Source organism: Bradyrhizobium sp. UFLA05-108, assembly GCF_059803455.1.
On the sequence record NZ_JBANAZ010000050.1, the window covers coordinates 18,612 to 42,994 of the forward strand.

The following is a 24,383-nucleotide window of genomic DNA, read 5'->3' on the forward strand; positions in this document are numbered from 1 at the left end:
TCGCTTACGTGCTCGAGACCAACGAACTGGCGTCGTAACGCGCCATGAAGCCAGGCGACATCGCGCGGAGCTGATTGTCGTCGATGCGGCCGGAGCGGGTGATATAGCTGTAGCCGAAGTCCAGCGGAGCCAGCTTCATGTGCTCGGCAAAGCGCTCGTACCAGGCCGCGCTGGTCCTTGCGGCCTTGACCAATTTCTCCACCACCGGCCGGCGCGCGGTCTCGTAGTCTTCCAGTGCACGGCGGAGGCTGTGCGGCTCGCCGTCCAGCGCGTTGACGAGAGCGATGACGTCCTCGAGCGCGAGGCGCGTGCCTGATCCGATCGAGAAGTGCGCTGTGTGAAGCGCATCGCCGACGAGCACCATGTTGCGGTGCGACCAGCGATCATTCCACAGCCACGGAAAATTCCGCCAGATCGACTTGTTGTTGACGAGCTTGTGTCCTTCGAGGGTGTCGGCGAACACTTTTTCGCAGATCGCCCTGCCCTCTTCCTCGGTCTTCTCCGCAAAGTCGGCGCGCAGCCATGTGGCGCGATCGCACTCGACGATGAACGTGCTCATCGTCGGCGAATAGCGGTAGTGATGGGCGTTGAAGCTGCCGTGCTCGGTTTCGACGAAGGTCTGGGTCAGTGTCTCGAAGCGCTTGGTGGTGCCGTACCAGGCGAACTTGTTGTCGTCGTACGAAAGGGACGTCTTGAAGTCTCCTTCAAAGGTCCTTCGGATCAGCGAATTCACGCCGTCGGCGGCAACGACCAGATCGTATCCCGCGAGTTCATCGACGGAGCGCACGACGGTGCCGAACTGCAGATTTGCGCCTGCGGACCGTGCGCGCTCGGTCAATTGCGTGATGAAATCGAGCCGTCCGACCGCGGAGAAGCCGACACCGTCGAGCGCGACGCGTTCGCCGCGGTGAACGAGAGTGATGTCGCGCCATGTCTCCATGCGCGCGGAAACGGCCTCGGCGGTTTCCGGATCATCGGCGCGAAGGAAGTCGAGCGCCTTGTCGGAGAAGACGACGCCAAATCCCCAGGTCGCGCCTTCCTGGTTCTGCTCGAAGACGTCGACTTGGTCGTTGGGATGCCGACGCTTCCACAAGTAGGCGAAGTACAGCCCCGCAGGACCACCCCCCAGCACAGCAATGCGACTGAGCCGCATGACTTTCCCTTCCCCTGTTGCTTTGCTTACCGCTTCTTATTGCGTATTATGCAATTGATTTCTTAATATGCAATATATTTTTGCGTCTTGAGGAATCATTTTTCTTATAGGGAACGAAGTCCACCGAGCTAAGCTCGTCCGGCAGAAGGATTTTCGGATGTTTGAGACAGCTTTCACGATCGAATGGGGCGATTGCGACGAAGCCGGAATCGTCTTTTATCCCAACTACTTCTATTGGTTTGACTGCACCTATCAGCGCTGGCTGAGGCGATGCGGATTGAGCCAGCGCGAGCTCAAGCGCCGCTTCGGGAGCGTCACGCCGCTGGTCAATGTGGGCGCCCAGTTTGCCGGCCCTGCCCGCTACGACGATGAGCTGCTGGTCCGCGCGGAAATCGCCGAGTGGCAAGAGCGGCGATTTCGAATCGACTACAAGCTGTCGGTCGGAAACGTGCAGATCGCGAGCGGCTTCGAACAGCGCGCCTGGGCTTCTGTCACGGACACAGGCGAACTCCGCGGCGCGAGCATGCCGCAAGAGTTCAAGGACATGTTGCGATGAAACGGACGCGCCCGAAAGATCCTGATGAAGAGAGCGGCGGGACGGCCCCCGGTGGCATCCAGGCTCTCGACGCCGCGCTTTCGGTCCTGCGAGTCCTGCGATCCTTCGACGGGCCGGCGACGCTGTCAGATATCGCGCGCGAAGCCGGCATGCCACCGAGCAAGGTGCATCGCTACCTGGCAAGCTTCATTCATGCGGGCCTTGCCGTGCAGAAGGAGCGCTCCGGCAGGTACGACCTCGGCCGCGAAGCTGCGGAGCTGGGCGTTGCGGCCATCAGCCGGAACAACTTCGTCGTCCGCGCCTCCGATGAGCTTGAGGAACTGGCCGCGACGACGGGGCAAGCGGCACTGCTGGCTGTCTGGAGCCACAATGGCCCGACCGTGGTCCGAATGGAGAGAGGTCCCCATCTGACGACCACGTCGATCGGTCTTGGCAGCACGTTTCCCTTGCTCGACTCCGCGACCGGACGCGTCTTCCTGTCTTATCTGCCGTCCCCACAACTGGCCGCGCGGCTGCAAAACGAACTCGAGCGCGCCGCTTCTGTCGGCGTGAGCTGGCCGGATCTCGATCCCAACCCGGAAAGCGTCGAGGCATTGACGACGAAAATCCGGCGCGAGCGCGTCGCCTATGTCGACGGACGTTACATTCCGGGCCTGATTGCGATCTCGTCCGCGATCACGAACTGGCAAGGCGAGATCGAAGTCGCCGTGACCTTGTTCGGCACGCACAGGGACTTGCTGCAGCCGGACAGTCCCGCGCGGGCAGTTTTGATCGATTTTGCCGCCCGTCATTCGATCGCCCCGCCGACCCCCGCTCCGTCACCCTAGATCGTCAAGGACGCGACGGAGATTGCCCTTGTGGCTGGCGAGAAGATTCGCCGCTTCCGTCTTGTCGTATCCGAGCACGACGAGTGCGGCCAACTTGATGTCGCCGCCGGTCTCTTCCAAGGCAGAGGCGGCTTGCGTTTCGCTGCTGCCGGCAATGCGGGCAACCATCGCTTCGGCGCGGCGCTTCAGCTTCGCGTTCGTGGGCAGCATGTTGACCATCATGCCGCGGTAGACGCGACCAAGACGCAGCATGATGCCGGTCGACATCAGGTTGAGGACGATCTTCTGGGCGGTGCCGGCCTTCATCCGCGTTGAACCGGCGATGAGCTCCGGCCCGGTCTCGACGAGGACCGGATATTTCGCGGCTGCAAGCAGCGGGGCCTGGCGGTTATTGGCAATGCCGACGGTCACAGCCTGGTGCTGGCCGGCCCGGCGTAATGCGGCGACGGTGAACGGGGTCGTGCCGCTCGCCGCAACCGCGATGACGACGTCGTGCGACGACAGCCGTGCGGCATCGATCTGGGCGATTGCGTCGTCGATGTCGTCTTCCGCGCCTTCGACGCTGGTGACGAACGCGCTCTGCCCGCCGGCGATGATGAAGTGGACCCGCTGCTGTGGCCACGCGAAGGTGGGCGTCAGTTCGGCGCCGTCCTGGATCGCCACCCTGCCCGAAGTCCCTGCGCCGACATAGACCAGGCGCCCGTCATCTCCGAGAGCTTCTGCAGCGGCATCCGTCGCCGCGGCGAGCGCAGGAAGACATTGGCCGACGGCCGCGACCGCTGCGAGCTGACCTTCCCACATCGCTTCCAATGCGGCCGTTCCTGACCACGCGTCCAAATCCGTGAAGCGGGGATCGACGGCTTCAGTTGCATTGGCGCGATCCGTTCGTTTCATGGGCTCATACCACCGTGGCGCGACGAATCTGAGTTGCCAGTGGCCGGCTCGGCCAAAGGCATGTCGCCGTTCATCGCATGCTTGAAACTGCCAGCGCGACCGGCGAACCAACTTGGATCCTGGTACATGGGTTCCAGTTCGGTAGGCGCAACTGGCCGCGCAGACGATCCGATCCTTCTCCCAACAAAAATCTCAAAAACACGGAAAATTGAGTCGCGAGCGTTTCCAAAAAAATGCCGTGCCTGATGGCACGGCCAGTTTCAGGGAGCAAACCGGCGCGCGGACCGCCCACTAGCGGGGCCGGCATCCCATCGCGGCGGAGTTCGGATCGCTCAGTGGTCCATATCAGGCGAGACTCACCATTTGAGGGCTGCGGTGCGGACCGGATGGTCCCATAGCGCCGTCGCCTCGGCATCGAGCAGGCTCAACGTGAGCGAGCAGCCGGCCATGTCGAGTGAGGTGACGTAGCTGCCGACCAGCGAGCGGGTGATGCGCAGGCCGCGCTTCTCGAGCAGCTTTCGCGCGGCGTGGTACATCAGGTAGAGCTCGATCGTGGGCGTCCCGCCGAAGCCGTTGACCAGCAGGAGCGCCTCGGACCCCTCGCGCGCGTCAAGATCCTCCGCAATCGCCGTCGTCATCTCGAAGGCGATGGCGTCGGCCCGCTCCAGCTTGACGCGGCGGCGTCCGGGCTCGCCGTGAATGCCGACGCCCATCTCCATCTCGTCCTCGGCGAGCGCGAAGGTCGGTCCGCCCGCCGCCGGGACGGTGCAGCTCGTCAGCGCCACGCCCATCGAGCGCGTCTGCGCATTGACGCGCTCGCCGAGCGAAACGCAGCCGGCGAGATCGAGGCCCTTCTCGGCGGCCGCGCCGACGATCTTCTCGACGATCAGCGTCCCGGCGACGCCACGGCGGCCGATGCTATGGGTGGAGTTCTCGACCGCGACGTCGTCATCCGTCACGATGGTCGCAATGCGGCCTTCGGCGACCTCCGCCGCCATCTCGAAATTCATGCGGTCGCCCGCATAGTTCTTCACGATGAACAGCACGCCGGCCTCACTTGCGACGGCTTGGGCGGCCTCGACGATCTGGTCCGGCGTCGGTGACGTAAAGACCTGCCCCGGACAGGCGGCGTCGAGCATGCCGTAGCCGACGAAGCCGGCATGCAGCGGCTCGTGCCCGCTGCCACCGCCAGACACCAGCGCCACTTTTTTCGGGTTGAGCTCACGGCGGCGCACGAATTTGCGTTCCGATCCCAACGTGACGAGATCGGCATGCGCCGCGGCAAATCCGTCCAGACTCTCGGCCAGGACGTCGTCGACGGAATTGATGAACTTCTTCATGCGACCCTCCCCATCACTCAATGCCTCAGTTTCGGTCTCACTCTTTTTCCTGCATGATGGCAATCAGCCGCCGCGCGAACTCCTGGAGCAGCGCATCGAGCTGAGCATTCCGCTTGCCGCTGCCGAGATCGGGCAGATGCAGCGTCAAGGTCCGCTCGTGCGGTCCCTCGGTCAGCCGGCTGATCCTGCGCGGATGCGCGCGCGCATAGGCACGCAGAAAGGCCGCCTTCGCCTGCGGAGGAAAGTGGCAGACGTCGAAGATCGTGTTGAGATGCTGCACCGGGATTGGCACCGGATAGGCCGGATTGGAAATCTGGCTGACGAAGCTCCGGTTCTTTCCCATAGCATGGGCAAGCCGCAGCCGCATTCCCGAGGGGCGCTTGTCGAGCACCTCCTTGAAAATGCGCTTGTAGACTGCAACGGCGCCGGCTTCCGCCGGTTCATCGGCAACGGCGTCAGTCAAGTCCCACCCCCGCTGCCCAGACGATCGATCGTTTGCTTGATTTGCGCAAGCGCCAAGACGTTCACGGAGAGCTCGCGCAGCCCGCAATCGAGCAGCGCGGGGATGCAGCGCGGCTCGCTCGCCATGTCCCCGCAGAGGCTCACCGGGATTCCATTGCGCCGGCCGTGCTCCGCGGTCCGCGTGATCAACTCGAGAACAGCGGGGTGCAAGGGATCCATCAGGGATGCGAGAGCGCCATTCGAGCGGTCGCAGGCAAGGACGTATTGCGCAAGATCGTTCGAACCGATCGAGAAGAAGGCGCTCCTGAAGCTGGCGATCGAAAGCGCCGCTGCGGGCACCTCGACCATGATCCCGAGGTCGGGAAGCATCGCGGGAGTGCCTTGCGCCCGCAAGTCCTGCACGACGTCGGCGAACAGCTTTCGTGCCGCCTCGACCTCGCTCGCCGACGTGACCATCGGGAACATGACCTTGAGATTTCCACGCACCGCCGCACGCGCCAGTGCGCGGAGCTGAACCGCAAAGATCTCGGGCCGTGCGAGACAAAGACGAAGACCGCGAACCCCAAGGAAGGGGTTTGCCTCGCCGTCCGGCGTGAAGCCCGGCACCGGCTTGTCACCGCCCGCGTCAAAGGTGCGGATCGTCACCGGACGCCGGTCGGCCCAGCGCAAGACCTGGTCGTAGACCTGAAACTGCGTCTCCTCGTCAGGCAAGACGTGCTCCGACAGCAGAAACTCGGTGCGCATCAGGCCGACGCCATCGGCATATTGCGCATCCGGATAGTCGAGATCCTCGACGCGCTGGATGTTGATGAGAAGCTTGATCCGTTCACCGCGCCAGGACGATGCCGGCCGCCGCAGGATGGCTCGCGCGGAGGCCCTGCTCTTGCGGTGAAGCTCCCGCCGCTTCTCGAACAGGCCGATCTGCTCGCTGCTGGGATCGAGCTCGAGCGTTGCGCCCTCGCCATCGAGCAGTGCCGAGGTCCCTGCCGCCGGCACCGCGCCGAGCTGCACCACCATCGGAATGCCGCGGGCACGCGCCAGCATCGCGACATGGCTCGTCGGACTGCCGCGCAGCAGCGCCAGGCCGCCGCCATCGGACCAGTCGATCTCGAGGAAGCGCGAAGGCGGCAGATCGTCGGCGCAGACGACCGCACCGCTCGGAATTCTCAGCGCATGGCCTTCGCCGCCGCGCAAGATGTTCAATACGCGATCGCGCAGGTCAGCAAGATCCGAGCTGCGCGCCTTCAGATACTCGTCCGGCGCCGAATTATAGTCCGCGATCTGCTCGTCGAATGCCGCGCGCCAGGCAGCGTCCGCGGGTTCGCCTTCGCCGATCGCTGCCAGGATCGCGCTGACCAGATCTTCGTCCTCCAGCAGCGCGACCTGGAATTCCAGGATTTGCGCGGCTTCACCGCCGGCGGTTGCAGCGAGCTCGGCGATCTGCCGGCTCGCGCTGTCAATCGCGCTCCGCAGCGCAAGCGCTTCATCGACCAGGGTTCCGGCGACCCGCTCGCCGTTCGCGCCCGCATCGACCCGGATGAACGGCCCCTGGGCAAAACCGATCGAGGCGGTTCTGCCACGGTAGGCCGGTCCTGAAGCGCTGTCTCGCATGTTACGCGATCCCGTCTGGGAAATCGGATGCAATCAGATCGATCAGTGCGGCGACGGCCGCTTCCGCATCACCGCCCAACGCCTTGATCTCGATCATGCTGCCATGGGCCGCGCGCATGGCCATGATCTTGGCCACGCTCTTGGCATTGATCCACTCGGCCGCGCCGGCGACGCGGACGGAAATCTGCGCCTCGAACTTCTTGGCGAGCTTGGTCAGCTTGACCGCCGGGCGCGCATGCATGCCTACCGCGTGCACCAGTTGTACGGTGCCCGTGAAGATCTGTCCGTTCACGTTTGAAGTTTCCAACATCGTCATATTCCATCCTCGCGTCGCCGACATTTCAGTCGGCAGAGAGTTCCTCGGCCACGGCCCGCACCTCGGCCAGCGAGCTGCCGCCCGCCGCTTCAGTTGCCGCCATCACGGCACCTTCGACGATCGGTGCGTTGCAGACGACAACGAGATCCCGTCGCCCAGGGTCCAGCATTTCAACCGCCATTTCGCTGTTGGTCTCGGCGCCGCCGAGATCGACGAGGATCGCGACACCCTTCGGCGACCACGCGTCATTGATGGCATCGACGATCAGAGCCACGCTGGTTCCCAATCCGCCGTCGGGATTGCCGCCGCAGAAGGCGACCTTGACCTCGCTGCCGACCATCTGCCGCACCATGTCGGCGGTGCCTTTGGCAATGTCCTTTGAATGCGAGACGATCACGATGCCCACGGTGTCGTTCATGGCCGCCCCTCAAGACTCGCGCACACCGCTTGCAGAAGGACGCAGCTCGACCGTGCACCGGGATCGACATGTCCGACACTGCGAGGTCCGAGGAACGAGGCCCGTCCTTTTGTCGCCTGCATCGGCGCAGTCCGCTCGGCGGCCTCGGCAGCCGTGGAGCGAATGCGCTCGACGATGTCGGGCCGCCCGGCATCCGTCCTCAACGCCTCCAGGACAGGAACGAGCACGTCGAGCATCGTCTTCTCTCCAGCCTGCGAGCGGCCGCGCTTGCTTACCGCATCGACTCCGCTTGCGAAAACTTCTGCAAGATCATCCGGCAGGTGCTTGTCATGCGACAGCGCTTCACCGGCGGCGAGGAAGAAGCTGCCGTAGAGCGGTCCAGACGCGCCGCCGACGGTCATCACAAGGGTCTTGCCTATCGTCTTCAGCGCCTCGTCGAACGGCTGCGCGGAGATCGCATCGAGCTTGCCGAGCACGGCTTCGAAGCCGCGCTTCATGTTCGTGCCATGATCTCCGTCGCCGATCGCCTGATCCAGGCTCGTGAGCTCCGGCGCGCTCGCGATGACCTGCTCCGCGGCCACCTTGACCAACGATTTGAATGTCTCGGGTTGCAGCGACATTGAATGATCCTCAGTGAACCATGGCGTTGATGCGTTGCCCCACGCCGTCGAAATAAAGTGGATGCTTCAGGTGCAATTCAACCTCCTGACCAACCTGGAGCGGCTGGCGCGGGTCCGCAAGCGTCACCAGCGTCTGGCCCTTGTAGTCCAGGTGAACGTGATTCTGCTCACCCAGATGCTCGACCCGATGCACGCGGCCGATCAACCGCCCCCCATTTCGCGCAGCGATCTGCACATGCTCGGTGCGGATGCCAATGGTCTCGGTACCGGGTGGAAGGACTATCTCCGAAGCAAGACGTGCCGGAAGAAGGTTGATCTGGGGCGTGCCTAGCCGTGATGCGACGTACGTACTGGACGGGCTCTCGTAGATTTCCCGAGGTGTGCCGAGCTGGAGAAGCTGGCCGTCCTTGATCACGCCGATGCGCGTGGCCATGGTCATGGCTTCCACCTGATCGTGCGTCACATAGAGTATGGTTGCACCGAGCTCGACCTGGATCCGCTTGAGCTCGAGGCGAAGCTCGGCGCGCAGCTTCGCATCCAGCGACGACAGCGGCTCGTCCATCAGGTAGATCGACGGATCCCGCACCAGCGCGCGGCCGATGGCGACGCGCTGCATTTCACCGCCGGACAGGCGGGTGGCGCGGTTGTTGAGCTTGCTGGCGATATGCAGGAGCTCCGCGGTCTGCTCGACGCGCTTGCGGATGACCGGCTCCGGAACGCGCCGCGCAGGCGAGCGCAGCGGAAACGCCAGATTGTCGTAAACCGACAGGTGCGGATAGAGCGAATATTGCTGGAAGACGAACGCGATGTCGCGCGACCCCGGAGGATCGAGCGTGACGTCGCGCCCGTTGATCATGACCGAGCCCGAATCGGGTTGCTCGAGCCCGGTGATGAGCCGCAAGGTCGTGGTCTTGCCGGCGCCGCTCGGGCCGAGCAGCACGAGAAATTCGCCGTCGTCGATCGCAAGCGACAGCTCGCGCACCGCCTCGATCGCGCCAAAACGCTTGTTGATGTTGCGCAGAATGACGTCAGCCATGGCGAGCGCCTCCCCCGTTCGCGGTGCGGATCGCAAGGCCGCTGCCGGCATCGAACAGCGCCAGCCGTTCGGAGTGAAATTCGAGACCGACCATCTCGCCGATCCGCACCGGTGTGGCGGACGGCAGCCGGGCTGCAACCCGCCCATGCGCGGTGTCGACGGTGACGATCTGGTTGGTGCCGAGATATTCCGCGCCGAACACCTCGCCACGAACCGGCGCCGCATCGGTGAAACGGATATGCTCCGGACGGACGCCGAGGACCAGCGGCGCGCTGGCACGGTCCTCGCGGATCTCTGGCACGGCGATGACGGTGTCATGGAAACTGACGGCGCGATCGCCGCAATGCAGGCCGCCCTCAAAGCTCAGGAAGTTCATCGACGGCGAGCCGATGAAGTCGGCGACGAACATGCTCGCCGGCCGGTCATAAATCTCCTGCGGCGAGCTGATCTGTTCGACGCGCCCCTTGTTCATGACGGCGATCTGGTCCGCCATCGACATCGCCTCGAGCTGGTCGTGCGTCACGTAGATCGTGGTCGCGCCGATGCGATCGTGGAGATCGCGGAGCTCGCCGCACATCAGATGGCGGAATTCCGCATCGAGTGCTCCGAGCGGCTCGTCCATCAGGAAGGCCTTTGGCCGCCGCACCATCGCCCGGCCGAGCGCCACCCGCTGGCGATCACCGCCCGACAGCTTTGACGTCTTGCTCGACAACAGATGCTCGATGCGCAGCAGCCGGGCGGTCTCCTCGACGCGCTGGCGGATTTCGCGGCGGCCCATGCCCTGGCACTTCAGGGGAAAGCCGATATTCCCGGCGACGTTCATGTGCGGATAGAGCGCGAACAGCTGGAACACGAACGCGATGTCGCGGGCGGATGCACGGTCGAAGGTCACGTCCTCGCCATCGAGCAGGATCTTGCCCTCGGTCGGCAGCTCGAGGCCGGCGATCATGCGCAACGTCGTCGTCTTGCCGCAGCCCGAGGGACCGAGCATCGCAAAGAAGGTGCCGTCGTCGATCGTGAAATTCGAGCCTTCGACGGCCGTGAACTGATCGAACGATTTTCGCAGGTTTTCGACGCGGATCTGTGCCATATCTGCGGCCCTATTCCGGAAAATGGCTCACAACGACGTAGCCGAGCGTGCCCGCCAGGATCGTCACGAACGAATAGCTGTAGAGATCGAGCGAGAACGGCTGCACCAGCATCACGATGCCGACGCCGATCAGGATCGTCGCTCCGGTCTCCCAGGGCCCGCGCCGGAACCAGCGCATCACGCCGCCATTGGCAATCGCAGAACCGGTCATTTGCGTACAGCTCCGAAGGTGATGCCGCGCAACAGATGCTTGCGCAACAGAACGGTGAAGAGGACGATCGGAACGACGAACAGCGTGGTCGCGGCGGCCACGGCCGGCCAGTCCTGTCCGCCTTCGCCGATGATGAAGGGGATGAAGGGCGGCATGGTCTGGGCTTCGCCGCTGGTGAGCAGAACCGCGAACGCATACTCGTTCCAGGAAAAGATCAGGCAGAAGATCGCCGTTGCCGCGATGCCCGTCACTGCCTGCGGCAGCACCACCTTGCGCAGCGCCTGCAATCGCGTGTAGCCGTCGACGAGGGCAGCCTCCTCATACTCGCGCGGAATTTCGTCGATGAACCCCTTGAGCAGCCAGACCGCGAGCGAGACGTTGACCGCCGTGTACAGCAGGATCATCCCGAGCCTGGTGTCGGTCAGGTTGAGCTGGCGGTACATCAGATAGATCGGAATCGCGACGGCCACGGGCGGCATCATCCGCGTCGACAGGATGAAGAACAGGAGATCGTCGGCAAGCGGAATGCGAAATCGCGAGAACGCATAGGCCGCGAGCGTGCCGAGAAACACGGCGAGGAAGGTCGAGCCGAAGCCGATGATGAGCGAATTGACGAAGCGCGGCACGACCTTCGAGGGGCCGGCGATCACCATGTCGTGCTGGCGCACGAGCTTGTCGTACCAGGTCTGCGGCGGCGGAAGCTTTGCGATGAAGTCCGGCGTCTGCCGCGTGCGTACCGTAAACAGGTTTACATAGCCCTCCAGCGTCGGCTGGAACAAAACCTTGGGCGGATAGGCAATCGCATCGCTCTGCGACTTGAATGCCGTGGCGACGATCCAGACCAGCGGCAGGATCGTGATCACCGCATAGAGGATGACCAGGCTGCCGGCCACCGCCTTTGTGCGCGGCGAGGATTCGACGATGGAGTGAGCAGTGGATTTGGCGATAGCGGCGGTCATCGTTGCTTCACCTTGTTGAGCACCTTGACGTAGATGTTGGCTGCACCAAACACGGTTACGAACAGGATGATGGCGAGCGCGGAAGAATAGCCGGTGCGCCATTTCTCGAATGCCGCGCGCTTCAGCGTGATCGAGACCAGCTCGGTGGTCGATCCCGGCCCTCCCGAGGTCAGGAGGTTGACCATGTCGAACATCTTGAAGTTCTCGATGGCGCGGAACAGGACTGCGAGCATCAGGAACGGCACCGTCATCGGCAGCGTGATCGACCAGAACTGGCGCCAGGCCGAGGCACGATCGACTTCCGCAGCCTCATAGATGTAGTCGGGAATGGAGCGCAGCCCGGCGAGGCAGATCAGCATGACGTAAGGCGCCCACATCCAGGTATCGACGAGGACGATCGTCCACGGTGCCAGCGCCACTTCGCCGGTCATGCTGAACGAGCTCGGCGGCACGCCGGTGAAGAGGCTGATCAGGTAATTGAACGGTCCGATCTGCGGCTGGAACAGCAGGGTCCAGAAGTTGCCGACCACCGCAGGCGACAGCATCATCGGCAGCAGGATCATCGTGGTCCAGAAGCTGTGACCGCGAAACTGGCGGTTGATGAGCAGTGCGAGCCCAAATCCGATCACCACCTGCAACGCCACTGACGAGATCACGAATTGCGCCGTGGTCTGGAGCCTGATCCAGACGTCCTCGTCGGTGAGAATGTCGGTGAAATTGTCGAGCCCGACGAACCGCAGCGGCAGATACGACATGCTGAGGTTGAGGCTCGTGAAGGAGAGCCTGATCATCCAGACCAGCGGAAAGATGTTGATCGCGAGCAGGAGCGCAATCGTTGGGGCGACGAACAGCCAGGCGATGGCCCGGTCCGACAGGCCGCGGACGCGTCGCGTGGCACGAGATTTGGCGGGCTCGCTCACGCCGGGGATCGTAACATGATCGGGTTGCAGAATCGTGGTCATCTTGTCCATCGGCTGGCTGGTTCGGCTTCCCCGGGGCGCTTCCCCGGGGAAACCAGTTGGAGCGATGCGAACGGTCTCGTTTATTGCGAGGCGACCTGCTTGCCCTGCTCCTTGAAGACCTTGGACCAGTCCTTAACCAGGAGATCGAGCGCCTGCTGCGCCGTTCCCTTGTCGGCAACGACGTAGTCATGCACGCGCTTCTGCATGTCGAGCAGGAGCTGGGCGTAGGACGGCTCGGCCCAGAAGTCCTTCACGATCGCCATCGACTCCAGGAACTGCGGAGCGAACGGCGCGCTCGCGGGGAAGTCCGGCGCGTTGACGACGGCCTTCAGCGCCGAGTAGCCGCCGAGCTGCCACCACTTCTGCTGAACGGTCGGCTGCGCGAACCACTTGATGTAGGCGAGTGCATCGTCCTTGTGGTCCGACGTCGCGACGACCGAGATGCCCTGCCCGCCGAGCTGGGTGAAGTGGCCGTTCGGACCGGCCGGATTGACGAAGAAGCCGATCTTGTCGCCGCCGACGTTCGGGTCCTTGTAGAGCCCGGGGAAGAAGGCGAACCAGTTCATCTGCATCGCCACCTGCCCGGACTTGAAGGCGTCGAGACCTTCCTGCATGTAGGCGTTGGTCAGGCCCGGAGCCGTGCAGCACTTGTAGAGCTCCTTGTAGAACTCCAGCCCCTTGGCAGCATCTGCCGAATTGACGAAGCCCTGCATCTGGTAGGGCTTCTTCGGGTTCTCGTAGTTGAAGCCGTAATTGTAGAGCACGTTGGTCACGCCCATCGTGATGCCTTCCGAGCCGCGCTCGGTGAAGATGTAGGCGCCGTACACCTTCTTGCCGTCGATCTCGCGGCCCTGGAAGAACGCGGCGATCTCCTTCAGCTCGTCAAAGGTCTTGGGTGGCGCGAGATCGCGGCCGTACTTGGCCTTGAACGCCGACTGAATGTCGGGCCGTGAGAACCAGTCCTTGCGATAGGTCCAGCCGACCGCATCGGCCATCGCCGGCAGCGCCCAGTAGTTCGGCGAGTTCTTCGGCCACTGCGAATAGCCGACGACGGTCGCCTGGACGAAATCGTCCATCGAGATCTTCTCCTTGTCGAAGAAGTCGTTGAGCTTGACGTACCACTTGTTCTCGGCAGCGCCGCCGATCCACTGGCTGTCGCCGATGATCAGGTCGCAGAGCTTGCCGTGTGAGTTGAGTTCGTTGAGGAAGCGATCCGCATAGCTCGTCCAGGGGACGAACTCGTATTTCATCTCGATGCCGGATTGCTTGGTGAAGTCCTTGCCGAGCTCGACCAGGGCGTTGGCCGGATCCCAGGCCGCCCAGCACAACGTGAGCTGCTTCCCCTGGGCCGCGGCCTCGCCGCCGCCCGTCACCACTAGCGCGGCGGCCCCAAGGACCGCAGACGTCACTGCACCACCTAGCCATTTGAGTCTTCGCATGTCCGTTTCCTCTCTATCGTTGAACCACCGAACCCGCTCGGCGCGTGCCTTTATCGGAACGACGCCAAGACCCTGAAACCGAGTTGATGAGCGATGAGATGATGGAGAACGAGACTGACCGCGCCCGGAAACGGATCCGGACGGGCTGGGCTCCTCCCACACATCAGCTCGATGCGCGATGTTTATTTTTTTGTAATACTAAACCTATTACTAAATTTCAGAGCTCGTCAAGCCGGTTTTTGGCGAGCTCGCCGACAAGCTCGCCGCGATAGCATTCAACCGCGAGCTTGCTGCAACGCAGCGAAATGGCCTTGATTTAAGAAGATCCGCTTTGCGCCCTGAACGTAAGGCTGCACCGATGCAGCCCCGCGTCGCGCAGTCGAAGCGCAGGGATCGTGTTTAGCAAATCATTTTACTGAACGTTCAATGCAGCGCAGTTCCCAGGCGGTCTCGTCGTCTGCCTTCACTCCAGCAACTGCGCTACAGTCAAAAAGGGGGCTGGCCTGATCGTCGTTCACTTCAGGAGACCGCATGTCCACGGCAATCTCGGTACTCGGCGGCGTCGGTCTTTTCCTGCTTGGCATGACCGTGATGACGGAGGGCCTGAAGGCGCTGGCCGGCTCCGCCCTGCGCACGGTGCTCAGCAGGGCGGCCGCGACACCGCTGCACGGCTCCTTCTGGGGCGCTGTCGTCACACTCCTGGTGCAGTCATCGAGTGCAACGACGATGACGACGATCGGTCTCGTCAGCGCCGGCCTGTTGACGTTCCAGCAAGGATTGGGGCTTGTGTTCGGCGCCAATATCGGCACCACGGGCACCGGCTGGCTGGTCGCGCTCATCGGCGTCCGTGTCTCGCTCACCGCCGCGGCACTGCCGATGATCTTCGTCGGCGCGTTGACCAAGCTTTTGGCCCGCGGACGAATCTCCGGCGCCGGCGCCGCGCTCGCCGGATTTGGGCTCGTGCTTTTCGGGCTGACGACCTTGCAGCAGGGCATGGGCGGGCTCGCCGAACGACTGCACCCGGCGGACCTTCCTGCCGTTCTCGCGGGTCCCGACGGGCGGTGGTGGTCGAGCCTGTTCGGCGTGCTGGTGCTCGTCGTGATCGGCTTGGTGATGACTGCGCTGATGCAGTCGTCAACCGCCGCCGTGGCGGTGACCCTGTCCGGCCACTTTGCCGGTGCAATCGGGCTGGACCAGGCCTGCGCGCTGATCATCGGCCAGAATATCGGAACGGCAACAAGCTCCGCCCTCGCCGCGATTGGCGCGAGCACCACCGCCAAGCGGCTGGCCATCGCCTATGTGCTTTTCAAGCTCATCGCCGCCCTGATCGCGCTCGTGCTTTTTCCCGTCACCATCCCCCTGCTCGTGCGTGCCTCGGACAGCATCGATGGCGTCACGCTGCTGGCCGGATATCACACCGCGTACAATGTCGTCGGTGTGGTGGTCCTGCTGCCGCTGATCAACCAGTTCACGCGCCTGGTCGAGCGTATCCTGCCCGAGCGCGGCTCACCGCTCACGCGATGCCTCGATCCATCGGCACTCGTGACTCCAATCGTGGCCGTGGAGGCGGTGCGCCGAACGGTCGCGCGCGCGCTCGTAACGGTATGCGCCTGGGTTGAGGCAGCACTGGCCGGTCGCGCTGCACCAGTTCGCCTCGGGAGAGATGCCGTATCGCTGCAGGACGCTGCCGACGCCCTGCGCCAGGCACAGATATTTTTGTCGGAGGTGACCGGACCGCCTGACACCGAGGACGAGCAACGGCGTCTGACCAGCACACTGCATGCACTCGACCACGCGTCTCGGCTGACGGACGTGTCGAATGGCGGAATTAATTTCGCTTCAGTGAAGGATGGACCGGAGGACATCCGCGCAGCAGAACTATGCGCCGAAGTGATGCGGAGCGCGGCCGCGATTGCGCGCGGCGTGGCGGCTCCATCGCAGCCGGTCGCGCCAGTCCCGCATGGCACCGACGCCATGGCCGGTCCGCGCGCGATCCAGACTGACGAGGCAATCGCCGAGCTCGAACGTTGCATGACAGAACTTGGTCAAGTGCTGCGCCGCCACCGCAGCGCAACGCTCAGCGCGGTCGCCAATGGAGCCCTCACCGCCGACGCCGCACTCGATCGCGTCGAAACGGTCCGCAGCCTCCAGGCGATGTCGCATCATGCCTGGCGCTCGGCGGCGCACCTTGTCGATCGTGGCTAGTCGTATCCGCTAAAGCGCGATGAACCGTCATCGCGCATCAGGTTATTTGTTTGAGCATGATCTCCGCGCAAACGCGTTCCGCGCTTGTCGCGAGGGAAAACCGTCTCACGCTTTGCGCTAACGCGGCGCTTCGGGTCCGGATCATGCTCTAAACGCCGAGGGCTTTCCGGTTGAAATTCTGCAACAGGCGCAGCGTCAGCGTTCTGGCGTTCGCGACATTGAGCAGCCAGGCCGCGCCGGCATAGGCGATGCCGCCGGCCAGGCTCACCGCAATCAGCGACAACAGCCCGGTGCCGTTGACCTCTGAGCGAACCGCGAGGATCGCCATCGCCATGACCGCGGCCGAGGCGCCCACGCCCGCGAGCCGGCCCGGATCGAACGGCAGCACATAGGCGCGGCGCATCAGGACGACCGCAGCCACGAAGCCGATGGCTTCGGTCGCGAACGTTGCCAGCGCTGCGCCATACAGCCCAAAGCCCGAAATCAGGGCGAACATCAGCGCGATGCTCAGCACCAGCGTGAGGAATGACTGGGCGGCAAGGATGAAGGGCCGCTCGGCGAGCTGGAAGCTGATCTGGACGTAGAACTGATTGGCGATCCCCAGCATCCGCGCGGCAACCAGCATCGGCAGCAGCGCCGAAACGCCGGCGCGGAAATCGACGCCGACGAGAGTTCCCGCGACCTGGTCCGCAGCGAGCGCGAGCCAGACCGCGACTGGCATGATCACGACGAGCAGGAGCTCGAGGCTTTCGTTGAGCCGTTCGCGGGTCGCGGCGTGACCCTCCTGGCTCAACGTCCGGAACACGATGGGCACGGTGGCCGCAGCGACGCTCGAGGCCAGCATCACGAGGAACTGCCGCGGCAGATCGGCGGCGACGCCGAAAATGCCGGCGGCATCCTTGCCGAGAAGATAGGCGACGATCAGCCGGTCGCTGGTCGAGTAGAGCGCGACCGAAAGACCGCCGATTGTCAGCGGCAAGCCGTAACGGGCGAGCTGGGTGAGCTGGCTCTTCTGCCAGCGCGCGATCTTCGTCGAGTCACCAGCGAGATTGAGGATGATGCCCGTGAGTGAACCGAGGCCGAACGCCGCGAGCAGGCCCAGCCCGCCCCAGCCCAGCCAGATCGCGAGCAGCCCGAAGCCGACGCTGGACAGGCTGCGCACGATCGCAATGGCCGCGAACCTGTAGGGGCGCAACTTGGCGCGCTCGAATTCCTGACCGACATCGACCGCATTCGCGGTGATGGCGACGAACACGCTGGCAAGCAGCAGCTCATAGCTGACATCGCGATGGAACAGGAAGGTCAGCGGCGCCGTGGCACAGAGGGCAGAGACGGTCAGCACGAAGGCAACCATCGCCGTGCCGCGAAAATCCACCTCCGGCGACATCGCCTGGTAGCGCGAGACCGACAGCTTGATCCAGGCAAAGAAGATCGCGCCCAGGATGCTGGCGATGCTCAGGCCCACGACGTAGACGCCATATTCGGCCGGGCTCAACAGCCGCGTGTAGGTCGTGATCGCGAAAAAGCCGACGGCGGCCGGCAGGATGTAGGCCGCGAGATAGATCGAGAAATGGCGGTTCAGCATGCGAGCACGAGACGGTGATTATCCCAGCCAATTAACGCTTCGTTAATCAGTTGGACCTTGGTTTGGCAATTTTGACGATGGCGCTGCAGCATGCCGGAGAATAGGCGCATAAAGCGACAATCCGGACCGTTGAATGCGCCGTTAGGCTCTATTTCGTACGTTAGCGTTAAATTTGCGGTTGTCTTGAACTCGCAAGTGCGATCACCCATTAGAAATAGTGGTTTCGAGCACCACCGACCGTCTCCAACGTGGACCTATCGACATGGAAGTTGCCGAACATGCTCGGACGGAGTTGCGCCTGCCCGATGCGGGCCGCAGCGACGCCGACAGGGGCATGAGCGCGACGTTGCATCCGTCACGGCCGGAGACTGCGCGCGGCGAACGGACGGTGCTCAATCTCTTCTTCGAGGAGAAGGACGACCGCTGGTTCCGCGGCGACCGGCATCTGCGCACCTGGGCTCGGCGCCTGCTGCTTGGCAAGCCGTGGATCAACGGCCAGCAGCGCGTATTCCTCAATCTGTGCGCCGGCCTCGACCGGCTCGGTATCCGCTACCGCGTCAACGATTACAGCTACATCCGCAAGCATCCCGACGAACTCGCCTGCGTCATCGGCCGCCCCTTCGTGCTGGACTGGATCGACTGGAAAAACCCGATTCTGCTCGGCGTCGCCTCGTACAATCATCCGATCGACGATCCGGGCCTGCTGACGCGGTATCCGGTGAAACACATTGTGGTCCCCTGCCAGTGGTACGCCGATATGTGCCGACCCGGTTGGCCCAATATCGACGCGTGGCCGGTGGGCATCGATACCGACGCGTGGACGCCGTCCGTCGCGGAGCACAAGAGCGTCGACGTCCTGCTCTATGACAAGGTCATGTGGGACCGCGAGCGCCTTGAACCGGATCTGATCGAGCCGATCCGCACGCGGCTCCGGGCCGAGGGCCGCACGTTCGAGGAAATCCGGTACGGCAGCTATAATGAGCAGGACTATCGCGCTGCGCTGGCACGCTGCCGTACCATGATCTTCCTCAGCCAGAACGAAAGTCAGGGGATCGCCTGTCTACAAGCACTCGCGAGCGGCGTGCCCGTGTTTGCCTGGGATCGCGGCGGGCCGTGGCGCGATCCGAATTATTTTCCGCACCGTGTCAGGTTCGACGGTGTCTCCTCGGTACCGTACTGGGACGATCGCTGCGGCATGAAATTCGTCGATGCCGAGGGCTTTGGCTCCCGCTGGAGCAAGTTCTGGACGCAGGCCGGCACCGGGGATTTTCGGCCGCGCCAATATGTGCTCGACAACCTCACGCTCGCGAAAGGCGCGCAGCATTACTACGAGATCGCCCAAGCCGTGATGCAGCGTCTTTCGGCGCGTTAGGGAGTGTGCAACATGCCGAGCCTCGACAGACGCGAATTTCTTCTTGGCTCAGCTGCTGCGCTCGCGGCCGGCGCCCCGGCAGCAGCCCAGACCTCGAAGCAGCTCAGCCGCCGTCCCGGTTATGGCGCTGCGGCCACGTTGTGGGATTTGCAGGCCGACCCGCGGCTCGGCGAAGCAATCAGCACATATTGCACGCAGGTCGTTCCGGTCCTCGAGCTGAAATGGCCGATGCTGCGGCCGGACCCGCACACCTTTGCGTTCGAGCGCGCCGATGCGATCCTGGATTTCGCCCGGCAAAATGACCTGACGATGCGCGGCCACACCCTCGCCTGGTATCACGACATCCCTGACTGGACCAAGCAGATCAAGGAAACGAAGGCGGCCGAGCGGGCCTTCGTCGATCACATCTCGACCGTCGTTGCCTACTACAAGGACAAGCTGACCTCGTGGGACGTGGTCAACGAGCCGATTCCCGACAATCCGCGCAAGATCACCGATCGGCGCGACTGCTACTGGTCGAGCATGCTGGGCGAGCGCTGGATTCCGCTGGCCTTCCGCACGGCGGCGGCCGCCGATCCCTTCGTCAAGCTCGCGATCAACGAGTACGACATCGAATCCGCCAAGGACAGTTTCATCGCCAAGCGCGCAGCCTACCGCAACCTGATCCAGGACCTGCTCGATCAGGGCGTTCCGCTGCACGCGGTCGGATTACAGTCGCATCTGCATGCCGAGCTCGAGATCGACAAGGACGGGCTTGCCGCCTTCGTCGCCGAGCTGCGCTCATGGGGGCTCGAGGTCCTCGTCACCGAGCTCGACGTCGACGACCAGAAGCTGCCCGGCGATCCGGCGCAGCGCGACGCCATCGTCGCAAAGCGCGTGGACGACCTCTTGACGGCAATCACCGCGAGCGGCCCGCTCAATTCGATCCTGAGCTGGGGCATCTCGGATCGCTACAGCTGGATCAACGGGATGTTCAAGCGGCCCGACAAGCAGCCGAACCGGCCGCTGCCGCTCGACGGCAACTTTCAGCCGAAGCCGCTGATGGATGTGATCACCAAATTCATGAAGGCCGCCTGAGCCGCGTGCCCCACTATTGCACTGTTTTCGGCGTTGCGATCCCGGCGCCATCCCCGACGTGATCGCCGGGCGCAAGGCTCGGCGCGATTGAGCGCAGGCGGAACACGTCGCGGATGTCCTCGATCGAGGTCGACGAGTAGGACTGGATGCAGAGCGCGACCTGCCGGGGCGAAGCGGCGCGCATCATCGCTTCGATCGCCGCGCGGTCGAGCCGGGTGTCGTCCCAGTGCGACACCGCAATGCTGTCCTCGGTGATCTCGTGCGCCGCCAGATGTTTTTGCGAATTGGCGACGAAGTGGCCGTAGAGCAGGTATTCGGAGAATTTCTTGCGGCGGCACAGCGCCAGGATCCAGCTCGTTCCCGTCACCGACTTGATCGCGTCGGTCATCGCCCGCACCGAATCCTTGTCCCAGACCAGCGCGTTGCCGACATAGTCATCCGCGGGGAGGCGCGTCTGCGGCACGCCGAGCAATTGATCGACGGTGCGCAGCCACAGGCAGTGCAGCGGTGTTTCCGCGCCGATCGCACCGCGCGCGACGAACAGCGGCGCCTTCGCCGAGCCTGCATATTGGCCGACGTCGAACTCGCGGAAGAACAGATTGTCCGAATCCAGGATGCAGACGCGCTGCTCGGGCGCGCCAAGCACGCCCGCGATCTTGACGATTTGCTGGATGTGCCAGCCATGCACCGGAGAGGATAGCAGCGACAGCCAGACCTTGCGGTTGCCCCGCCGCAGGAACGAGGGCGCCGCGAACAGCCATCGCGGCAGATAGCGCGACACCGGCACGATGACGCGCTTCTCGGAGGCAAAACGCGCGAACAGCGCAGCGTCCTCGTCGTTAACGACGACGTAGTGCCTGGTGTATCCCGTTAACCACGTGTCGATGCTCTCGGCGAGCAGCGAGAAGCGCTCGAGATCCTTGGCGTAGCTGGCTGTCAGCAGTGCAACGGAATGCATGAACGCGCTCGGGCCGGGTTGTCAGGGGGGCATTGCGGGCCAACTTACCGGGGCCACCTAAAGCGGGGAACTCACTTTCCAAATCAAGGTAAAGCTCCGCTGTACGGATCCCGATGCGGCTTCGCCACGCATAGCAATGACGACGCTGTCGATCCCGTCATCCTGAGGTGCGAGCCATGGGGCGCGACGCGCCACATGGGGAGCCTCGAAGGATGAACGGCCCCGCGGTAGCAGCCGGGCCGTCGCCCTTGGAGGGCCGCTTTGCGGCCACCTCAGGGTGACGGTGATAGGCGCCGCCGTAGCGCGCCGCCCTCACTCCCCCTTCCCGCCCTTCAGCTTCGGCAGCGTCTCGACGATCTTCTGCTTGCCTTCGACGATCTCGGCGAGGAAGCTTGCACGGTCGATGTCCCCGTTCTGGTCCCAGCTCGCTTCCATCAGCATGCCCGGCGCCTTGTCCGGCGTCAGCGTCAAGCCTTTCATGGCTGCAGCGAAGGCCTTGCTGTCGAACTTGCCGATCTTCTCGGTGAGGTATTTGACGAGATAGACCGCGGTGTAGCCCTTGATGCCGTTGTGGTCGGGCCAGTATTTGTATCGCGCGCTGAATTTCTTGGCGAAGTCCTGGATCGCGGGCACCGGCGCGTCGGCGGAAAGGCCGACATGGCCACGCACACCGTTGGCGGCGGGGCCGGCGAGCTCGACGACCTTCTGGCTGAGCAACGTGGTCTCGCCGAACAGCGGCGTCGACAGGCCCTGCCGACGCGCCTCGATCAGGAAGCGGGCGCTCTCCTCCTCGTTGGTGTAGACGAAGACGGCATCGGCCTTGGCGGTCTTCAGCTTGATGACGTCGGAACCGAAATCGACCTGGCCCTGCTCGGTCGAGATGTCGGCCGTGATGTCGATATTGCGCGCCTTCATCTCCTTTAGAAAATTGTCGTGGCCGCCCTTGCCGAAGTCATTATTGACCCAGACCAGCGCCACCGTCTTCACCTTCAGCTTGTCGTGCAGATAGTTGGCGATCTTGGGCATGGAGAATTGCTGGCCGAAGGCAGTGCGGAAGACGAACGGGTTGCCCTGCGTGGTGATGTCGGCGGCTTCCGCGCCGACGATCTGCGGAATCTCGGCCGCCTGCGTCAGCGCCATGTTGACCTTGACTGAGCCGGAATAGATCGGCCCGAGCACGACGTACGGGTCCTTGTCCAAGACCTTCTGCACCTGGGCACGAGAGACGCCGGGATTGCTCTGGGTGTCGAGATGCTCGGTCTCGATCTTGCGGCCCAGAATGCCGCCGGAGGCGTTGATCTCGTCGATCGCGAGCGCGACGCCGTCGCGCCAGTTGGTGCCGGAGACCGCGCCGGGGCCGGACAGCTCGACGACATCAGGGATGTAAACCGTCGTCTGCGCCTGCGCGAGGCCAGCGTACAGCCACGCAGCGGCAACGATGCCGCTCCATTGTCCCAAAGCCTTCATGACGTTCTCCCTCTATTCTTTGTTATCTTGATGATCTGGGTCGAAGCCGAGCAGCCGTGCCGGCGTTCGCCACAACAGGCGATGCTGATCGGCCGGATCGGGAAAGAGCCGGCTCAGCACCGCGAGCAGTGGCCCATAATCCAGCCGCTCCGGGGCCCGCAGGAACGGATAGTCCGAGCCCCAGACGCAGCGATCGAGTGTGAAGGCCTCGACCAGCGCCGCGATGAAGGGCCAAGTGTCTTCGTAAGGGTGCGTCAGCCTCGAGAACTTGTAGTAGCCCGACAGCTTGACGTGCGCATCGCGCGTGCGGCCGATTGCCAGCAGCGCCTGGAAGGCTTTGCCGTTCAGGCCCTGCTCGACCGGCGGCCGACCGCAATGATCGATCACAAGCTTGACGTTCGACTTTTCGATCAGCGGCAGCAAAGCCAGCAATTGATCGTGCTCGACCTGGATCTGGAGGAAGAGGCCAAGATCGCTCAGCTTCGCCAACAGCGGCGCGGTGTTGAGATAGTAACCGGTGCCGTGGAACGGGACGTTGAAGGCGACGCCGATCACGCCGGCCGCTTTGAGTCGCTCCAGCTCCTTCACCTCGACATCGTTCTCGACCACCGCGACGCCCCTGAAGCGGCCCTTCCCTTGTGCGAGCGCGTCGAGCAGGATGCGGCTGTCACTGCCATAGCCGGTGTTGGTGGCGGCGACGAGCGCGTGCCTGACGTCGAAGACGTCGAACACGCGGAGAAACTGCGCGGCTGGTGCGATCTCCTGCCCGCTCGGCCGATAGGGTGTTGTAGGCGTGTATGGAAACCGCGCGGGATCGATGGCGTGGATGTGGCAATCGATCTTGGGACACGCCGGGATGGTCATGGCGAAGTGCTTCTAGAAGGTCGCTTCGATGGCCTTGATGAGATCGGGCGTCACGTAGGGCATGACGCCGAACCAGGCCTTGAAAGCGAGCCGCGCCTGGTTGAGCAGCAGGCCGAGCCCGTTCACGGTCTTGCATCCGCGCGTGCGGGCCTCAGCCAGGAACGGCGTCTCGAGCGGCGTGTAGATGAGATCGGCAACCAGCGTCGAAGGCTTCAGCCGCGACAGGTCGATCTCGAGCGCGTCCTTGCCGACCATGCCGCGATCGGTGCAGTTGACGACCAGCGCCTTGTCGGCAACGGTGGCGCTGCGGTCCGCCCAGGCGACCGCGCGGACGTTTGCGCCGAACTCCTTGGCCAAAGCCTCCGCCTTGTCCGCCGTGCGGTTGGTGATCAGGATCTCACGCGCGCCGTTTTCGAGCAGCGCCACGACAACCGCGCGTGAGGCGCCGCCAGCGCCCAGCAGCAAAATCGGTCCCTCGTCGGCGCGCCAGTCCGCACGCGCATCGCGCAGGCTCTGCACAAAACCGTTGCCGTCATTGTTGAAGCCGGACAGCGTGCCGTCCTCCTCGACGACGATGGTGTTGACGGCGCCGATGCGGCGCGCGGTGTCGTTGACGCGGGTGAGCAGCGCCATCGCCGTCTGCTTGTGAGGCATGGTGACGTTGCAGCCGCGGAATCCAAGCGCGACGAGGCCAGCCAGCGCGTCCTTCAACCGCTCGGGCTGAACTGCGAGCGGCACATAGACGCCACGGATGCCGTGGGCATTCAGCCAATAATTGTGAATCACCGGCGAGCGCGAATGCGCGACCGGCATTCCGATGACGCCGGCGAGTCCAAAGCCGTTTGCGGACATGCTTTCGATCCATCCTCCGTTGGCGCGACACCCGCTACGGCAGGCGTCGGCCGGCCCTTGCCGGCACCAAGGACGGCCGACGGACCTCTGCTTTTGTTCAACTGTACAA

At 63.7% G+C, this 24,383-nt stretch carries 24 protein-coding genes; 5 read left to right on the top strand and 19 right to left on the bottom strand.

The genetic code is table 11. From position 1 onward, the window contains the following. Positions 1-4: 4 nt before the first annotated feature. A complete protein-coding gene (locus tag SO140_RS30475) occupies positions 5-1,153 on the bottom strand; it encodes an FAD-dependent monooxygenase (protein ID WP_474800746.1) in 1,149 nt (382 codons plus the stop codon). Between the two features lie 157 nt (positions 1,154-1,310). Here SO140_RS30475 and SO140_RS30480 point away from each other — a divergent pair, with 157 nt between their 5' ends. Beyond that, positions 1,311-1,709: an acyl-CoA thioesterase gene (locus SO140_RS30480; RefSeq protein ID WP_449383139.1), complete on the top strand. Its 399-nt coding sequence runs from the start codon at positions 1,311-1,313 to the stop codon at positions 1,707-1,709. Continuing rightward, positions 1,706-2,536: an IclR family transcriptional regulator gene (locus tag SO140_RS30485; protein ID WP_449383140.1), complete on the top strand. Its 831-nt coding sequence runs from the start codon at positions 1,706-1,708 to the stop codon at positions 2,534-2,536. Before SO140_RS30480 ends, SO140_RS30485 begins: the two co-directional genes overlap by 4 nt. Here SO140_RS30485 and SO140_RS30490 read toward each other — a convergent pair. The 13 genes from SO140_RS30490 to SO140_RS30550 form a co-directional block, all read right to left on the bottom strand. Beyond that, positions 2,528-3,430, bottom strand: a complete 903-nt coding sequence (locus tag SO140_RS30490) for an N-acetylmuramic acid 6-phosphate etherase (protein WP_449383141.1) — start codon at positions 3,428-3,430, stop codon at positions 2,528-2,530. The two genes, SO140_RS30485 and SO140_RS30490, sit on opposite strands and share 9 nt — an antisense overlap. 356 nt (positions 3,431-3,786) lie before the next feature. Further along, positions 3,787-4,770: a dihydroxyacetone kinase subunit DhaK gene (dhaK, locus tag SO140_RS30495; RefSeq protein ID WP_449383142.1), complete on the bottom strand. Its 984-nt coding sequence runs from the start codon at positions 4,768-4,770 to the stop codon at positions 3,787-3,789. 37 nt (positions 4,771-4,807) lie between these two features. After that, positions 4,808-5,233 (bottom strand): hypothetical protein, encoded by a 426-nt coding sequence (locus tag SO140_RS30500; protein ID WP_254097481.1) that lies wholly within the window; start codon positions 5,231-5,233, stop codon positions 4,808-4,810. Beyond that, complete coding sequence (ptsP, locus tag SO140_RS30505; RefSeq protein ID WP_498543527.1) at positions 5,230-6,843, bottom strand: phosphoenolpyruvate--protein phosphotransferase; 1,614 nt, start codon at positions 6,841-6,843, stop codon at positions 5,230-5,232. The genes SO140_RS30500 and ptsP overlap by 4 nt, the downstream gene beginning before the upstream one ends. Before the next feature lies 1 nt (position 6,844). Beyond that, on the bottom strand, positions 6,845-7,153 hold the full coding sequence (locus SO140_RS30510; protein WP_449383144.1) for an HPr family phosphocarrier protein: 309 nt from the start codon (positions 7,151-7,153) through the stop codon (positions 6,845-6,847). Between the two features lie 31 nt (positions 7,154-7,184). Next, positions 7,185-7,577, bottom strand: a complete 393-nt coding sequence (gene dhaM / locus SO140_RS30515; RefSeq protein WP_474800740.1) for a dihydroxyacetone kinase phosphoryl donor subunit DhaM — start codon at positions 7,575-7,577, stop codon at positions 7,185-7,187. Next, on the bottom strand, positions 7,574-8,197 hold the full coding sequence (gene dhaL, locus SO140_RS30520; RefSeq protein WP_449383146.1) for a dihydroxyacetone kinase subunit DhaL: 624 nt from the start codon (positions 8,195-8,197) through the stop codon (positions 7,574-7,576). The genes dhaM and dhaL overlap by 4 nt, the downstream gene beginning before the upstream one ends. A gap of 10 nt (positions 8,198-8,207) precedes the next feature. After that, the gene (locus tag SO140_RS30525) at positions 8,208-9,233 is read right to left on the bottom strand and encodes an ABC transporter ATP-binding protein (RefSeq protein ID WP_449383147.1); all 1,026 of its coding nucleotides are present in this window, start codon (positions 9,231-9,233) and stop codon (positions 8,208-8,210) included. Further along, entirely contained in the window at positions 9,226-10,323 is a 1,098-nt protein-coding gene (locus tag SO140_RS30530; RefSeq protein WP_449383148.1) for an ABC transporter ATP-binding protein, read from the bottom strand. Before SO140_RS30530 ends, SO140_RS30525 begins: the two co-directional genes overlap by 8 nt. A gap of 10 nt (positions 10,324-10,333) precedes the next feature. Further along, positions 10,334-10,534 carry a hypothetical protein gene (locus SO140_RS30535; protein WP_449383149.1) on the bottom strand — a complete coding sequence of 67 codons (201 nt, stop codon included), beginning with the start codon at positions 10,532-10,534 and terminating at the stop codon, positions 10,334-10,336. Next, a complete protein-coding gene (locus SO140_RS30540; RefSeq protein WP_474800737.1) occupies positions 10,531-11,493 on the bottom strand; it encodes a carbohydrate ABC transporter permease in 963 nt (320 codons plus the stop codon). The genes SO140_RS30535 and SO140_RS30540 overlap by 4 nt, the downstream gene beginning before the upstream one ends. Beyond that, positions 11,490-12,464, bottom strand: a complete 975-nt coding sequence (locus SO140_RS30545) for a carbohydrate ABC transporter permease (protein WP_254108216.1) — start codon at positions 12,462-12,464, stop codon at positions 11,490-11,492. The genes SO140_RS30540 and SO140_RS30545 overlap by 4 nt, the downstream gene beginning before the upstream one ends. Before the next feature lie 71 nt (positions 12,465-12,535). Then, positions 12,536-13,894, bottom strand: a complete 1,359-nt coding sequence (locus tag SO140_RS30550; protein WP_449383151.1) for an ABC transporter substrate-binding protein — start codon at positions 13,892-13,894, stop codon at positions 12,536-12,538. Positions 13,895-14,425: 531 nt separating this feature from the next. On the opposite strand from SO140_RS30550, the gene SO140_RS30555 reads away from it, so the two are divergent. After that, positions 14,426-16,099 carry a Na/Pi cotransporter family protein gene (locus SO140_RS30555; RefSeq protein ID WP_474800734.1) on the top strand — a complete coding sequence of 558 codons (1,674 nt, stop codon included), beginning with the start codon at positions 14,426-14,428 and terminating at the stop codon, positions 16,097-16,099. 148 nt (positions 16,100-16,247) lie between these two features. Here the strand turns inward: SO140_RS30555 and SO140_RS30560 are convergent, their stop codons facing one another. Continuing rightward, on the bottom strand, positions 16,248-17,684 hold the full coding sequence (locus SO140_RS30560) for a lipopolysaccharide biosynthesis protein (protein WP_474800732.1): 1,437 nt from the start codon (positions 17,682-17,684) through the stop codon (positions 16,248-16,250). A 334-nt stretch (positions 17,685-18,018) separates the two neighbouring features. On the opposite strand from SO140_RS30560, the gene SO140_RS30565 reads away from it, so the two are divergent. After that, positions 18,019-19,056, top strand: coding sequence for a glycosyltransferase family protein (locus SO140_RS30565; protein WP_449383164.1), 1,038 nt, complete (start codon positions 18,019-18,021; stop codon positions 19,054-19,056). Positions 19,057-19,068: 12 nt separating this feature from the next. After that, positions 19,069-20,133 carry an endo-1,4-beta-xylanase gene (locus SO140_RS30570; RefSeq protein WP_474800730.1) on the top strand — a complete coding sequence of 355 codons (1,065 nt, stop codon included), beginning with the start codon at positions 19,069-19,071 and terminating at the stop codon, positions 20,131-20,133. Between the two features lie 13 nt (positions 20,134-20,146). On the opposite strand, the gene SO140_RS30575 is transcribed toward SO140_RS30570, so the two are convergent. From SO140_RS30575 to SO140_RS30590, 4 genes are all read right to left on the bottom strand, one after another. Then, positions 20,147-21,091: a DUF6492 family protein gene (locus tag SO140_RS30575; protein WP_449383155.1), complete on the bottom strand. Its 945-nt coding sequence runs from the start codon at positions 21,089-21,091 to the stop codon at positions 20,147-20,149. 312 nt (positions 21,092-21,403) lie between these two features. Then, positions 21,404-22,558: an ABC transporter substrate-binding protein gene (locus SO140_RS30580; RefSeq protein WP_449383156.1), complete on the bottom strand. Its 1,155-nt coding sequence runs from the start codon at positions 22,556-22,558 to the stop codon at positions 21,404-21,406. A gap of 12 nt (positions 22,559-22,570) precedes the next feature. Further along, positions 22,571-23,422, bottom strand: a complete 852-nt coding sequence (locus tag SO140_RS30585) for an amidohydrolase family protein (RefSeq protein ID WP_474800727.1) — start codon at positions 23,420-23,422, stop codon at positions 22,571-22,573. Between the two features lie 12 nt (positions 23,423-23,434). Beyond that, positions 23,435-24,274, bottom strand: a complete 840-nt coding sequence (locus SO140_RS30590; protein WP_474800725.1) for a shikimate dehydrogenase — start codon at positions 24,272-24,274, stop codon at positions 23,435-23,437. Positions 24,275-24,383 lie beyond the last annotated feature (109 nt).

Bases quoted from the DNA above. Each gene is read 5' to 3' on its own strand.
- SO140_RS30480 (WP_449383139.1), top strand. From the start codon at position 1,311: ATGTTTGAGACAGCTTTCACGATCGAATGGGGCGATTGCGACGAAGCC.
- SO140_RS30525 (WP_449383147.1), bottom strand. From the start codon at position 9,233: ATGGCTGACGTCATTCTGCGCAACATCAACAAGCGTTTTGGCGCGATC.
- SO140_RS30545 (WP_254108216.1), bottom strand. From the start codon at position 12,464: ATGGACAAGATGACCACGATTCTGCAACCCGATCATGTTACGATCCCC.
- SO140_RS30535 (WP_449383149.1), bottom strand. From the start codon at position 10,534: ATGACCGGTTCTGCGATTGCCAATGGCGGCGTGATGCGCTGGTTCCGG.
- SO140_RS30555 (WP_474800734.1), top strand. From the start codon at position 14,426: ATGTCCACGGCAATCTCGGTACTCGGCGGCGTCGGTCTTTTCCTGCTT.
- SO140_RS30550 (WP_449383151.1), bottom strand. From the start codon at position 13,894: ATGCGAAGACTCAAATGGCTAGGTGGTGCAGTGACGTCTGCGGTCCTT.
- SO140_RS30565 (WP_449383164.1), top strand. From the start codon at position 18,019: ATGAGCGCGACGTTGCATCCGTCACGGCCGGAGACTGCGCGCGGCGAA.
- dhaK (WP_449383142.1), bottom strand. From the start codon at position 4,770: ATGAAGAAGTTCATCAATTCCGTCGACGACGTCCTGGCCGAGAGTCTG.
- SO140_RS30570 (WP_474800730.1), top strand. From the start codon at position 19,069: ATGCCGAGCCTCGACAGACGCGAATTTCTTCTTGGCTCAGCTGCTGCG.
- ptsP (WP_498543527.1), bottom strand. From the start codon at position 6,843: ATGCGAGACAGCGCTTCAGGACCGGCCTACCGTGGCAGAACCGCCTCG.
- SO140_RS30530 (WP_449383148.1), bottom strand. From the start codon at position 10,323: ATGGCACAGATCCGCGTCGAAAACCTGCGAAAATCGTTCGATCAGTTC.
- SO140_RS30585 (WP_474800727.1), bottom strand. From the start codon at position 23,422: ATGACCATCCCGGCGTGTCCCAAGATCGATTGCCACATCCACGCCATC.
- SO140_RS30540 (WP_474800737.1), bottom strand. From the start codon at position 11,493: ATGACCGCCGCTATCGCCAAATCCACTGCTCACTCCATCGTCGAATCC.
- SO140_RS30560 (WP_474800732.1), bottom strand. From the start codon at position 17,684: ATGCTGAACCGCCATTTCTCGATCTATCTCGCGGCCTACATCCTGCCG.
- dhaM (WP_474800740.1), bottom strand. From the start codon at position 7,577: ATGAACGACACCGTGGGCATCGTGATCGTCTCGCATTCAAAGGACATT.
- SO140_RS30580 (WP_449383156.1), bottom strand. From the start codon at position 22,558: ATGAAGGCTTTGGGACAATGGAGCGGCATCGTTGCCGCTGCGTGGCTG.
- dhaL (WP_449383146.1), bottom strand. From the start codon at position 8,197: ATGTCGCTGCAACCCGAGACATTCAAATCGTTGGTCAAGGTGGCCGCG.
- SO140_RS30575 (WP_449383155.1), bottom strand. From the start codon at position 21,091: ATGCATTCCGTTGCACTGCTGACAGCCAGCTACGCCAAGGATCTCGAG.
- SO140_RS30510 (WP_449383144.1), bottom strand. From the start codon at position 7,153: ATGTTGGAAACTTCAAACGTGAACGGACAGATCTTCACGGGCACCGTA.
- SO140_RS30485 (WP_449383140.1), top strand. From the start codon at position 1,706: ATGAAACGGACGCGCCCGAAAGATCCTGATGAAGAGAGCGGCGGGACG.
- SO140_RS30475 (WP_474800746.1), bottom strand. From the start codon at position 1,153: ATGCGGCTCAGTCGCATTGCTGTGCTGGGGGGTGGTCCTGCGGGGCTG.
- SO140_RS30590 (WP_474800725.1), bottom strand. From the start codon at position 24,274: ATGTCCGCAAACGGCTTTGGACTCGCCGGCGTCATCGGAATGCCGGTC.
- SO140_RS30490 (WP_449383141.1), bottom strand. From the start codon at position 3,430: ATGAAACGAACGGATCGCGCCAATGCAACTGAAGCCGTCGATCCCCGC.